10 protein-coding genes are annotated in these 13,930 nt (G+C 48.1%); 2 read left to right on the forward strand and 8 right to left on the reverse strand.

What is annotated here, in order from left to right; genetic code table 11:
* A partial coding sequence (locus BT112_RS17655; RefSeq protein WP_139276296.1) for an MBG domain-containing protein occupies window positions 1-2,001 on the forward strand: 2,001 nt, incomplete at its 5' end.
* Window positions 2,002-2,083: 82 nt separating this feature from the next.
* Window positions 2,084-2,953, forward strand: coding sequence for an outer membrane beta-barrel protein (locus BT112_RS17660; RefSeq protein ID WP_072318795.1), 870 nt, complete (start codon window positions 2,084-2,086; stop codon window positions 2,951-2,953).
* Between the two features lie 44 nt (window positions 2,954-2,997).
* Here the strand turns inward: BT112_RS17660 and BT112_RS17665 are convergent, their stop codons facing one another.
* The 8 genes from BT112_RS17665 to BT112_RS17705 all read right to left on the reverse strand — a co-directional run.
* Window positions 2,998-4,269 carry a sensor histidine kinase gene (locus tag BT112_RS17665; RefSeq protein ID WP_072318796.1) on the reverse strand — a complete coding sequence of 424 codons (1,272 nt, stop codon included), beginning with the start codon at window positions 4,267-4,269 and terminating at the stop codon, window positions 2,998-3,000.
* Window positions 4,270-4,272: 3 nt separating this feature from the next.
* Window positions 4,273-4,944 carry a response regulator transcription factor gene (locus BT112_RS17670; RefSeq protein WP_072318797.1) on the reverse strand — a complete coding sequence of 224 codons (672 nt, stop codon included), beginning with the start codon at window positions 4,942-4,944 and terminating at the stop codon, window positions 4,273-4,275.
* Window positions 4,945-5,279: 335 nt separating this feature from the next.
* Entirely contained in the window at window positions 5,280-6,809 is a 1,530-nt protein-coding gene (locus tag BT112_RS17680; protein WP_083564983.1) for a TolC family protein, read from the reverse strand.
* Window positions 6,799-10,044, reverse strand: coding sequence for an efflux RND transporter permease subunit (locus BT112_RS17685; RefSeq protein ID WP_072318799.1), 3,246 nt, complete (start codon window positions 10,042-10,044; stop codon window positions 6,799-6,801). Before BT112_RS17685 ends, BT112_RS17680 begins: the two co-directional genes overlap by 11 nt.
* A gap of 23 nt (window positions 10,045-10,067) precedes the next feature.
* Window positions 10,068-11,150 (reverse strand): efflux RND transporter periplasmic adaptor subunit, encoded by a 1,083-nt coding sequence (locus tag BT112_RS17690; RefSeq protein ID WP_072318800.1) that lies wholly within the window; start codon window positions 11,148-11,150, stop codon window positions 10,068-10,070.
* Window positions 11,151-11,352: 202 nt separating this feature from the next.
* The gene (locus BT112_RS17695) at window positions 11,353-11,784 is read right to left on the reverse strand and encodes a hypothetical protein (RefSeq protein ID WP_139276297.1); all 432 of its coding nucleotides are present in this window, start codon (window positions 11,782-11,784) and stop codon (window positions 11,353-11,355) included.
* Between the two features lie 369 nt (window positions 11,785-12,153).
* Window positions 12,154-13,071: a PorP/SprF family type IX secretion system membrane protein gene (locus tag BT112_RS17700; RefSeq protein WP_072318802.1), complete on the reverse strand. Its 918-nt coding sequence runs from the start codon at window positions 13,069-13,071 to the stop codon at window positions 12,154-12,156.
* A 1-nt stretch (window position 13,072) separates the two neighbouring features.
* On the reverse strand, window positions 13,073-13,930 hold an 858-nt coding region (locus tag BT112_RS17705), incomplete at its 5' end, for a T9SS type B sorting domain-containing protein (protein ID WP_175545819.1).

The raw sequence follows: 13,930 nt of genomic DNA on the forward strand, positions 1-13,930 counted from the left end.
ACGGCAGAGGATAAGACCAAGGTATATGGGGAGGAAGACCCAGCCTTTACGGTAAGCTATACTGGTTTTGTAAACGGTGATGAGGAGACGTCCCTTGGCGGTACGCTGGATATCACCCGTGAACCCGGCGAGGATGTAGACACCTATGCGATTACTGCATCGGGCTACACCTCCGGTAACTATACGATCAGCTACACGGCCGGTACCCTGGAGATCACCCCTGCCGCACTTATGGTAACAGCAGAGGATAAGACCAAAGTATATGGGGAGGAAGACCCTGCCTTTACGGTAAGCTATACTGGTTTTGTAAACGGTGATGAGGAGGCGGCCCTCGGCGGTACGCTGGATATCACCCGTGAACCCGGCGAAGATGTAGATACCTATGCGATTACTGCATCGGGCTACACCTCCGATAACTATACGATCAGCTACACGGCTGGTGTTTTGGAAATTACTCACCGCGTAGTGACTATCAGTTTTGCAGCCGGAGCAGAGATTACAAAAACGTACGACGGAACGGTTTCTGCGCATATCGAAGCATCTGATTTGGCTTTTGCCTCAGGTGATGTTGTAAACGGTGATAATGTGTTTATAACGCTGGCTACAGGTACGGGTACTTATGATACGGAAGATGCGGGTGAAGACAAGGAAGTAACCTTGTTACTGGACGAGATCTCACTGACTGGTACGGATGCAGGCAATTATACACTTGGTAACACTACTGCTATACAAGGTAATGTAGGTCGCATTTTACCTGCGGAGATCAGTGATATAACCTTTCCTGACGGTACTTTTGTATATGACGGAACGATAAAATCGCTGTATATAGAAGGAACACTTCCGGAAGGTACTTCGGTACAGTATACCGATAATACCCGTATCGATGCAGGAGTACAGACCGCTGTTGCCGTAATTACCGGGGCTGATTATGTAACCGTGGAGCTCAGTGCGGTACTGACCATAGAAAAAGCATCGCAACAACTGACTTTTCCACCCGTTGCAGACCGGGAAGATACGGACCCTGACTTTCAGCTCGATGCCATGTCGGATTCCGGATTGCCGGTAAGCTATACCTATAGCTATACCTCTGAAGATCCGGCGGCTACGGTTACCGAAGAGGGAATGGTTACCCTGTTGAGCTCTGGTGAGATAACGATTACTGCACATCAGGAAGGCAACGAGAACTATCTCCCTGCAGTACCGGTGAGCAGGACGTTAACAATATACAGTGCGAACGCGGCTATCAGCAGCCTGGAAATAAACGGTACGGTTTATGACAAGCCGGGATCGGAAATTTATTACCTTGTGGATTGCGGGGATACCGAATCGCAAAATCAGGTGTATATCAGAACTTCCGACCCTAATGCTGTGGTAACACCAGGTCGTTCCTTTGTTATAGACACCCCTCGTGCAGGTATTTATACACAGGTCGTAACGGTAACATCACAGGACGGACAGCAATCGGAGCAATACACGATCACGGTAGAGCGTCGTTTTGCCTTTGCCGATATTGTAGAGCAGAAGTTCAACAATGTGCTGATCGTCAATAATAACCCTCAGACCAACGGAGGATACAGGTTTGTAAAATACGAATGGTTTAAAGACGGTACGTTTATCGGTTCGGGACAGTATTACTCTGCCGGAGACGATGCCAGCGATTCTCTCGATCCGAATGCGCTGTATAGTGTGCAGGTTACTACCGAAGAAGGGGAAGTACTTACTGCCTGTGCATCTGCTGTGATCCTGGAGGCTTCGGCAACGATGAAGGTATGGCCAAACCCGGTACTGTCCGGGGAAATGCTGCACCTTTTGGCCGATCTCTCACAGGCAGAACTTTCGAGCCTTTCCGTAAAGGTTTACAACCAGAGCGGAAGAGAGGTGATGCGTATGAGCAGCAAGGATAAGGAAACGAAAATATCGTTACCACGTCTTCCCGGTGTTTACCTGGTGCAATGCCAGACGAACCAGAGGACAAAGACCTTTAAGATCATTGTAAAATAATACAACTTCAGGGAGATGCCCGGTCAACAGCCTTGTGGCATGGGCGGCATCTCCTTTTAAACAGAGCACATAACACGTTGTCATGAAAAATACAGTTGCATTCATATCACCGATACTTTTAACGCTGGTGATGGTCCTGGTATCTGCCAGGGGTATGGCCCAGAACCATAATGAAGTATCCGTATACATATCCGGACCTTTCCAGTCCCTGCGGACCGATGCGGGAAGCGGAGGCGCCTATCACGCCCGGAACGGGGGAAGCCTTGGAATAGGTTATGGCTATGCCTTCAGCGAAAACTGGAGTGTATTGCTCCATGCCGAAGTACAGTTTTACAGTTCGGCTATAAGCTACGGACAATTTTCCGATGCTTATGAGACTACGGATATCGAAGGAGATACTTTCGAATTCCGATATACATTTTCGGGATATAAGGAAAAGCAAAAGGCATATTTTGTAGAGATCCCACTCATGCTGCAATACACCAGCCCGGGGGTAAATACCCGGTTTTATGCCGCTGCCGGTGTAGGGATAGGCTTTTCGGTAGATGCTACCTATAGCGCCGACTACAGCAAACTAAGCACCAGCGGATATTACTCCCAATGGGATGCGGAATTACAGGCTCCGAAATTTATGGGATTCGGTAATTTCGGTAAAGGAAGTGTAGCTTCCCGCGACCTGGAGCTCAAAAACACCTATATGCTGAAGCTGGAAACAGGGATAAAACAGGTGCTTAACGATAAGAATGCCCTTTACCTCGGCGTATATCTGAATTACGGACTTAACGACCTTTCGGAAGATAAATCCGCCACGGCATCCGTATTGACATACCAGACCGATAACCCTTCGGAATTTGATATCAACACCCTGTTGTATTCCGGAAATACACGTTCCGACAGTAAACTGAGAGCGGTAGGTTTCGGTTTAAAACTCAGGTATGGTTTTTCCTGGTAATAGAAATGCCGCAAAACCCGGATATAACAACGCCCCGGGGCTTCTTATAATTTCCGGAGTGTAAAACGGTGCATGCCTTCATAATCATACTCAAGGGTTAAGAAAGGATAGAGCCGGATAATAGATTTTACAATAGCAAGACCAAGGCCGGTGGACCGCTCGTTTTGTTCGTTTTTATAAAAGCGTTCAAAAATCTGTTCCTTATTCAGGGGCGTTTCACCGGAATTGGAAATAACCACTTCACGTTCCGATACCGAAATATCCAATATTCCCCCTTTGATGTTGTGAACAATGGCATTTTTGAGAAGATTGCCGATGAGACTGGACGCCAGATCGGGGTTTATTTCGGCTATGAAATCTCCTTGTTCCCGGAAGGCAACCTCGGTGTTTTTGGATGTTATCAGCATTTCAAGATCATTAAGGGCCTGTTTGATCAGGTCGTTCAACAGGATATCTCCAGAAGGCTGAAACTGTCTGTTTTCTATTTTCGAAAGCATCAGGAGAGAGCGGTTGAGCCGTTTGAGACGTTGAAGCGTACGACTGATTTCATCGATCTGTACCAGGCTTTCTTCCGTCAGGTCGGGCCTGTTCATCAACAATTCCAGTTTATTGCTGGCTATCGCAAGCGGAGTTTGCAATTCGTGAGAAGCATTTTCTATAAATTGTTTCTGTTGCAGGTAAACCGTTTCGTTACGCTCGATCATTGCCGACAGCTCCGTATATAATTCGTCGAATTCCCTGATGGTTGCCGGCATGGGGTCCAGCCGGTTACGCCCGCCTATCTTATAATGGCGCAACTGTTCCATAAAACGGTAAAAAGGCGTCCACGCTTTCCTCAGGATAAAATGGTTGATGAGAATAATACTCACGACCAGGGCAATATACAATACGACTAAAGCAGTGAGAAGGTCTTCCAGCAACTCGTCTTCCTCTACCGTAGACGTGTATATTTCCAGTTGATATTCCTGTCCCTTACTCGAAAATATGCTTTGCAATACCCTTACCGGTTCGTCGTCATCGTCGTAAGGCATGTACATTTTAGAGTTGTAGATGTGCGATTTCCGGGAATAATCCCCCGGGGGCAGCGGGGTTACCCGGAATCTTGCGATATCGTATTCGCGGGTCAGCAGAATTTCCAGATCACTTTCCGCTTCATGCATAATGCGCAACCTCGTATCTTTGAGACCGTCGTCGATATTGTCATAGACCTCTTCGATAATATACATGTAAAACAATGCGGCCCACAGGGCGATAATTCCCAGTATGGCAATAACAAGATACCGTAGCGTATAATTTTTGAGGGAACGTTTTTGCATGTCTCAGACGATTTTATAGCCCACACCGTAAACAGCCTGTATATCGACTTCGGCTTTGGCCTTATTGAGTTTTTTACGCAGGTTTTTGATCTGGGAATACACAAAGTCCAGGCTGTCGGCCTGGTCTGTATGATCGCCCCAGACATATTCGGCAATGGACGTTTTGGTAATGAGCCGTTCCGGGTTGGTGATGAAGTAGTAGAGCAGGTCAAATTCCTTGCGGTTGAGCACCAGTTCCGTATGGTTTACCCGTACGGCCCTGTTCTCCGGGTCTATGGTGATATTGCGCCACCCGATATACTGTTCGCCGTTCTGGTTTTTCCGGCGGATGGCCGATTTGACCCTGGCATTGAGCTCGGCCAGGTGAAAGGGTTTGGCCAGGTAATCGTCCGCGCCGAGTTCGAGGCCGAGCACCTTGTCATCTACGGCATCTTTGGCAGAGATAATGATTACGGCTTCCTCTTTTCTGAGCTTTTTCAGTTCGGACAGGAGCTCGAGACCGCTTCCGCCCGGAAGCATGATGTCCAGGAGGATACAGTCGTAGTCATAAGAAACGATCTTGTCGAGTGCCGTATGGTAATCCGCGGCATGCTCTACAAGATAATTTCCCTTCTCCAGGGAGGTCCTCATGACCTGGGTCAATTCTTGCTCGTCTTCTATAATCAGGATCTTCATAATGCTAATGTACTCAAATTAAGCGGGTGAAAATACGATGGAAACCGGGAAAGATTCTGGAATACACCTTTTCCGGAAAATAGGGATATCGGAATACCGATACCTTCCCCGCACTCCACACCGGGATTCGTATGTGTTTTTATCGTATGATGCGAAACGGTTTTACCGTCCGGTATTGAAGCGATACCTGTTTTTAATGATGCTATATGGCTGGTGTCGCTTAAATAAAAAGCCTTCGGGATGGCAGTTCCGAAGGCTTTTTGGTATTCGGGACCGGTTGATGGAATATCATACGGCCCCGCAGCTAAAAAAAATAGTGCGTCTTACGCTTGTAATTAATTCCAGCCTCCTCCAAGTGCACGGTAGATATTAACCATGGCACTCATCTGCTGCATCTTGGTCTCTACCAGTTCAAAACGCGATTCGAGTGCATCCCGTTGGGTAAGCAGTACTTCCATATAATCTGCTCTGGCCGACCGGAAGAGGATATTGGAAATATCGATAGACTGGATCAGGGCATCCACTTCTTTGGATTTCAGATCGTAACTCTTCTCCAGGTTGCCGATCTTGGCCAGTTGATTGGCAACTTCGATATAGGCATTCAGTATAGTACGCTCATAGTTGTACACAGCCTGTATCTGTTTGGCATTGGCGCTGTAATAGGTGGCCTTGATCTCATTTCTGTTGATCAGTGGTGCCGTAAGGTCGCCGGCTACACTGTAGAGCAGGGATTCCGGTGTACGCAACAGGTATTTCGGGTTAAAGGCCTGGTATCCTATCCCGGCAGATATGCCGAGAGAAGGGTAGAAGCGTGCCTTTGCAGTCTTGATATCGAGTTTGGCCGCCACAAGTTCGAGTTCTGCCTGTTTGATATCGGGACGGTTTTCCAGTAATTGCGATGGCAAACCGGAATGTACCTGGTCCGGAATGAGCGTGCTGAAGGCATCGGAATCGCGCGCGATGTGTTGCGGATAACGTCCTGCCAGGAAATTGATCCTGTTCTCGGTTTCGGTGATCTTCTGCTGGATATCAAACTGCAGGCTCTTCGTATGATAAACTTCTGCTTCGAACTTCCGTACTGCCAGTTCGTTGACGCGTGCCGCTTCTTTCTGAAGTTTTACAATGCGTAGGGCATTGGTCTGAATATCGATGTTCTGTTGTACGATATGAAGCTGGTTGTCGAGCGCAAGCAGTTCGTAATAAGAGTTTGCAATTTCCGCGATCAGGTTGGTGATGACGAAATTTTTACCCTCTACGGTAGACAGGTACCGGCTTACAGCAGCTTTTTTGGCGTTGTGAAGTTTTCCCCAGATATCTATTTCCCAGGAAGCGTAGGCACCTACAAGATAGTCCTGCAGGGGCTCGGGCATTTCTTTTCCGGGTTTGATATCGGTAGTAGCTTCACTGGCACCCTGGCTGGTGTACCGGGCCTTTTTATCTACGGCAGCACCCCCGCGAAGTCCGATAAAGGGGAGGTATTCCCCTTTACGCGCCCTGATCTCGTTACGGGCAATTTCCAGTTCCTGGAGCGTAATGTTCAGTTCCTGGTTGTTCTCCAGGGCTTCACTGATCAGGGTGTCCAGGTACGGATCGGTAAAGTACTCTTTCCAGTTTATCCGGGCTGTGTTGAGACTGTCTTTCGGTTCGCCGGCATACTGTTCCGGAACGGTTGTATCTTCCTGAACCGTCTCGAGCGTGGGAGCACAGGAGTACAGGGTAATCAGCACAAGGATCCCGGCCAGGGATGTTTTGCTAACCAGACGGGACAAGCGCCCCGTTACCGGTTCCGGGCCGTTTTTCTGACCTTTACGTCCGGTAAAAGGCAGCTTTTTTCCGGGATTGTTGACTATAGTTTTACTGTTCATCGTCTGATCTTTTCATTAGTTTTGTCAAAAGCTTATTCATCTTACGGATTCTGGCCTGTAGTTTGCTTTCGCCCTCACTCACCCGCATAAACTCTTCGGAAACAGGTTCTGTATCTTCATCTTTGATCAGCTGTTTTCCGTCCGACATTTTAGCAAAGGCATAATACAATCCCGGGATAACGAGGATACCGAGGATGGTACCGAGAAGCATTCCTCCCATGGCCGAACCCCCTATGGTTTTGTTCCCTATGGCCCCGGCACCCGTGGCGATGACCAGTGGGATAAGTCCGGCGATGAAGGCAAAAGAGGTCATCAGGATAGGCCTGAACCGTACCCGGGCTCCTTCGATAGCCGCTTCTACAATAGTAGCGCCCTGCCTTCGCCGCTGTACGGCAAATTCTACGATAAGCACGGCGTTCTTACCTAACAGCCCTACAAGCATGATCACCCCGATCTGTGCATATACGTCGTTGGCCAGTCCCATGATCTTCAGTAAAAGGAACGATCCGAAAATACCGATAGGTAAAGAGAGGATAACAGCCAGCGGCAACATAAGGCTTTCGTATTGTGCAGCGAGTACGAGGTAGACAAAAACAAGTACGATGGCAAAGATGTATATCGATTCGCTTCCGCGTGAAGCCTCGTCATAAGAAAGGCCTTCCCAGGCGATGTCGTATCCCCTTGGCAGGGTCTCTGCGGCAACTTCTTTGATGGCATTAATAGCATCGCCGGAAGTGTACCCGGCAGCCGGAAGTCCCCGTATTGCAGCAGAATTGTACAGATTATACCTGGTGATCTCGTTAGGGCCGAGCCTTTTTTCCATGGTCATGAAAGCCGAGTAGGGTACCATTTCACCCTCTTCGTTCTTGACGTATAGTTTTTCGAGGTCGGACGGCATTCTCCTGTATTCCGGTGCGGCCTGGGTATACACCTTGAAGAACCGCCCGTATTTAATGAATCCCTGTTCGTAAGTACTACCGATAAGGATATTGAGGTTTTCCATGGCCTTCCCGATGGAAACGCCTTTTTGCATGGCCGCCTTGTTGTTGATCTTCAACTCGTATTGCGGGTAGTTGGCTGCAAAGAAGGTAAACAAACCGGTGATTTCCTTACGTTTTCTCAGGGCGTCCATAAAGTTGTCATTCACTTTTTCGAATTCCTGGAAATCGGTACTGTTGGTCTTGTCCAGCAAACGCATGGAGAAACCTCCGGAAGAACCGAATCCGGGCACGGCCGGTGGTTCGAAGTATTCTATGATCGCCCCGAGGTCTTTGGTCTCTTCCTCCAGTTCTTCCATGATCTCATGCACGCTGTGGTGACGTTCCGACCATGGTTTCAGGTTAATGAGACAGGTACCTGCGTTGGAACCCCGTCCTTCGGTCATAATCTCGTAACCTGCCAGCGAGGAAACAGACTCAACGCCTTCGGTTTCTTCACAGATTTTCTGTAGTTTCCTGGCCACCTCGTTGGTCCGTTCCAGAGTAGCCCCGGGGGGAGTCTGGATAATGGCATAGATCATCCCCTGGTCTTCGTTGGGGATAAACCCGGCGGGAAGGACTTTGTTGGTGAGGAAGATCCCCACACAGAAGGCGATGAGTATTCCGAACGTCACAACCCTGCGGTTTACGATAAGTTTCAGCACCCGTACATACCTGCCGGTAAGCCTGTCGAACTTCCGGTTGAACCAGTCTATAAACTTGTCTACGGGCGATTTGCGTTTTGCTTTACCGTGATTGTTTTTCAGCAGCATGGCACATAGTACCGGGGTCAGGGTAAGCGCTACGATAGCCGATAGGATGATGGCACCGGCCATAGTGATCGAGAACTGGCGGTAAAAGACCCCGACAGGGCCTGTCATAAAAGAAATAGGAATAAATACCGAAACCATAACGAGCGTAATGGCAAGAATGGCGCCTCCGATTTCTCCGAGTACCGCATAAGATGCCTTGTAAGGCGAAAGGTTTTCCTGGTGCATTTTCTCATGGACCCCTTCGACCACCACGATGGCGTCATCCACCACAATACCGATAGCCAGTACGAGGGCAAAAAGCGTGATCAGGTTGATGGACAACCCGAAAAGCTGCATGATAAAGAAAGTACCTATCAACGAGACCGGTACCGCAATGATGGGGATGATCGTGGAACGCCAGTCTCCCAAAAAGAGGAATACTACAATGGCTACCAGTATAAAGGCATCCCGAAGGGTGTGCAATACCTGTTCTATGGATGCGTCGAGGAAGTTGGATACGTCATACCCGATCTGGTAATCGATCCCGGGAGGAAAGTCTTCTTCCAGTTCTTTGAGTTTGCCTTTAACGGCCTTGATAACATCGTTACCGTTACTTCCGAAGGTCTGTTTCAGTACGATGGAAGCCGAGGGGTTGCCATCCAGGTTGGAATAAATATCGAAAAACTCACTGCCGAGTTCCACATCGGCGATATCCTGTAGTTTAAGGATTTCACCGTCTTCTTTGGCCCGGATAATGATGTTTTTGTAATCTTCGGGCTCGTTATACCGGCCCTGGTATACCAATACGTATTCGAGCGATTGTGTCTTTTTTCCGGAGCTTCTGCCGAGTCGCCCGGGCCGGGCAATGATACTCTGCTCGTTCATGGCTTCCAGCACCTCTTCGGCAGACACTTTGTAGGCACGCATACGATCGGGTTTGAGCCAGACACGCATCGCGTATTTCCGGCTTCCGAGTATCTGTGCACTGGCTATACCGTTGATCCGCTGAATTTCTGGAATGATCTTGGTGTATGCATAGTTGTAAAGAAACTTTTCGTCGTTGTTTTTCTCTTTACTGAACAGGTTGACATACATAAGCATACTGGGCTGTACGGGAGTGATGATAACCCCCTCCCGCTGTACGAGTTCCGGGAGCAGGGGCATTACCTGGTCTACCCGCGTCTTGACGCGGACCACAGCCTGGTTGGGATCGGTACCCGGTTCGAAAATAATACGAAGGGTTCCTTCTCCCGCACTGGTGGCATCCGAAGCGATATATCGCATGCCCTGTACACCGTTTATCGAGGTTTCCAGGGGGATGAGTGTCGATTTTACCAGTACGTCCGCACTGGCCCCGGGATAGGCAATAAAAATATTGACCGTAGTAGGGGCGATCTGCGGAAACTGGGAAATGGGCAATTGCCTGATCGCCAGCAAACCGACAAAAACTATGATTACCGATATGACAATGGCCAGTACCGGTCTCTTTATGAATTTAGCAAACATTTTGAGCTCTTTTTAGGTTTGAATTACTCTGCGTACATGTCCAGGTTGGCTATAACCTTTTGCGGCTCTTCGACCTCATAAGCTATTTTTTCGCCATCCCTGACCATCCGGATACCTTCGAGTAATATTTTATCGTTTACGGACAAACCTTTATCTATGATGAACAGGTTGGGTAATTCTGCCTTTACCGTGATTTCCCTCTGCCGTACGTGATCGTCCTTGTCGATGACAAAAACAAACTTTTTGCTGAGGATCTCAAAGGTGGCTTTCTGCGGGATGATAAGGGCATCTTTATAAGCAATGTCCATAAGGATACTTCCTGTTTCACCGTAGCGTAAAAGTCCTTTGGGATTGGGGAAAGTGGCACGGAACGGAATGTTACCTGTGGCATTGTCGAAATCTGCCTCAATGGTTTCCACCACACCCGGATTTTCGAAGATTTTGTTATTGGCCATCAGCAGGTTGACCTTTGCCGGGTTATCGTCCCTGTTTTTGGACATATAATCGAGATATTCTGCTTCCGGAACATTGTAATAGACCCACATTTTACTGTTATCGGACAGGCTGGTGAGAAGTTCTCCTTCTTCGAGATAACTTCCCTGCCGTACGCGGAAACGGTCTATGATACCGTCAAACGGCGCCCTGATCTCGGTAAATTGCAGGTGCACTTTATAGAGCTGGGCTTCGGCCCTGGCTTTGTCGAGACGGGCCTTGGCCATAGCCAGTTCGTTAGGGGCCACCACATTGCTGTCTGCCAGCTTTTTGGTGTTCTGGTACTCGATATCTGCAAATTCGGCTTCGGCCTGTGCCTTTTGCAATTCGGCTTCGTACAGATTGGGCATGATACGGAACAGTAATTGCCCTTTTTTTACAGACTGGCCCTCGTCTACATAAATGTTCTGGAGGTATCCCCGCTCCTGGGCGCGAAGTTCGATATGCTGTATGGAGTGTACCTGGGCCACATAGTCTTTAACGATAAGGGTGTCCTTTTTGATAGGACTGGAGACCAGGAATTTCGTTGCCTCTTCCTTTTTTTCTTTTTTGGAACTGCAGCCGGTATGGCACAGCAAGGCACAAAGGCCTGTGATCATGAGAATTTTCTTCATCACAACTTTAATTTTTAGTGATACGGTTTTGTAGATGATTTATAGTAGTATGATATATAAGATGGTAGCGGAAAAGGAAGTCCTCACTGAAAACTCTAAATACAACAGAAGTTTACAGGAAACTGTTTTTCCTTACCAAAAAATGCGAAAGTAGCATGCGGTTGTTATGCCGGAAAACGACAACACCGCAGAAAAAGATGAATCAAATTCGGAATACCCGGAAACGGATATACAAAGGAGTTAAGGCCAAAAAGCTGTAAAAGCGTTTCGGAACGCACAAACGTTTTTGAGCGGCATAGAGGAAGTTGCCGAAAATAAGGGCATAAAAGAGTACGGTAAGGCTCGTATGAGCACCGTCTTTGTATTTTTTTAACGAAATGAGTTCGTTGTACTCTTCTTCGATGTTTCTTTCTTCGGTCTCGTGACCTCTTTTTTCAAGATCTATGGAAGCAGAGCGTACGACAAAATCGGGATGGTCCTGAACCAGGTCGAACCCGGCAAACTCATAGCTGTCAAGGTCCGAAACCGAGGTTGCGCAGAGCGCATCATCCTGGTCAATATGAGCGTGGAGCGGATTAAAACCACTCAGAAGAAACACGCTTAGCGATATAAAAACTCGGAATATTAATTTCATATCGGGGCCAAACTTACAGAAACTTATGATTCGAAACAAGGGGCAACCCGTTAAATAATGTTAGATTTTCGTAAACCGTATTTTGAAGGGCCACTTTTTGAATTTCTTACATTTTCAGCGTGTATACGTTGTGGATTTGAACAGGGTGGAAGTACGGATCTTGTTGAATAACAGGTAGAAATACAAAAGAATGTTGCGAACCCGGTAATGCGGTCCCGAAAGGTATTTTTCGTAACCTAAACTTCCCGGGTTATCCGAAAAGAAGAATTTTCTTATTAAAAAAACCGGGGGCAAGATGGCGACAGCCCGTAGTGTGGCCGTCCGAAGCTGAAAATACGATAAAATGTTTGCATTCCGGAAGTTGGTTATTTAATAGGAATAGTTCCCGAATGCATAGGTAATGACGACACCGTGGCTGTTGCCCGATACGGAATTTCGCCGCCCCGTATTGTAGTGATAAAGGAGCCGGAAATGACGGAAAAGATATATTCCTGCCATGAAGTTTATCGAGACACTGCTACGGTACCCTGCGCCGATCTCAAATTTGTTCCGGAAGCTTGTCGAAATATTGATATCGGCCTGTAGCGGGGCGCCGCTTTCATTTTTTATCAGAAGGTTGGGCTTGACAATGACTTCATCGAACCGGTCGGCAAAAAAACGATAACCGACATATCCGTATACGGGGTTGGACAGCTGGAGATCGTCTCTCGAAGCCAGCCTGTCGCCCAGGATATTGGGTGCGGAAATACCTATATAAAAATCGGCGCGATGGTACAAAAAGCCCACACCTACGGACGGGATATCAGCGCGGATGTTTTCAGAAAATACCGGGTCATCGGGAATACCGAGCTCTAGCAGGTTTTCCCGGAACTGGCGTACCCCGGCCGTAATACCAAAAGACAATACGTGCTGATCGTAGATCTCCCAGCTCGGACGGTCGTTCTTGAGGTCGAAAAATATCTTGTAGGAATAGGACAAAAAGACATTTGTATTTGTAGTGACACCGATTTTATCGTGATAAACAGCTGCTCCAAGGCCCATTTTGGCCTGAGCCGCAGGAGTGTGAAAACTGAAAGCCGAGGTTTGGGAGCTACCCGGTATACTCCCCACATAACCGTTATGGCTCAGCGTGATTTCCGGTCCGGAAGTCATTCCCGTATAAGCCGGATTTATAAGCATGGGATTGTAATTATACTCCGGAAATGAAGGGGTCTGCTGGGCCATGGCAATCTTAGAGATCAGGATTGCAAACAGATACAGATAGTGATGTGTTTTTATATTCCTCATCTCAGCGTTTTAAAACTAAAAATCCTTTGACTTCCCTGCTGCTGTTTCCGTGCCCGGTATGAATACGGAAAAAATAAGTCCCCGAAGGTAAACGACCTCCTCCGAGCCCGGTAAGCTTGTTGGCTTCTCCGGTAAAGACCCTCGATCGGTTGTCATAGCCCTCTACCTGGAATACGAGGTCTCCCCATCGGTTAAAAACCGATACGGAGTTTTCGGGATAGTTCTCAAAGCCTTCGATTTCCCAGAAATCTCGGATACCGTCCCCGTTGGGTGAAAAACCGTATTGGGTTTTGCCGATATAAGCTCCCCCTTGTGTCCGGAAGCTGATCTCCGTACATCCTTCGGCTTCTCCCTGCTCGTTATAAGGAATAACGGAAACATAGTAGGTGGTGTGTTCTTCGAGAGGTCGAGGGAGTGTAAACACATTCCCGGACACCTGCTGACGGCCCACAAAATCCATCCCCCCGGATGTGGTGCCTATGGAAACATAGTACCCTTCGGCCTCAGCTCTGGTGTTCCAGGAAATATCGGTGTGGATACCGACCTCGGTATCCCCGTTTTGCGGCATGTTTATGGTGGTACACGGTGGTGCGGTAAGCAATGTCTCGGTGGTAAAACTGATCTCCGTACATCCTTCGGCTTCTCCCTCCCCGTTATAGGGAATAACCGAAACATAGTAGGTGGTGTGTTCTTCGAGAGGTCGAGGGAGTGTAAACACATTCCCGGACACCTGCTGACGGCTCACAAAATCCATCCCCCCGGACGTGGTCCCTATGGAAACATAGTACCCTTCGGCCTCAGCTCTGGTGTTCCAGGAAATATCGGTGTGTATACTGACCTCGGTATCCCCGTTTTGCGG

This window comes from Sinomicrobium oceani (assembly GCF_900119185.1).
In the GTDB taxonomy this organism is placed as follows: domain Bacteria; phylum Bacteroidota; class Bacteroidia; order Flavobacteriales; family Flavobacteriaceae; genus Sinomicrobium; species Sinomicrobium oceani.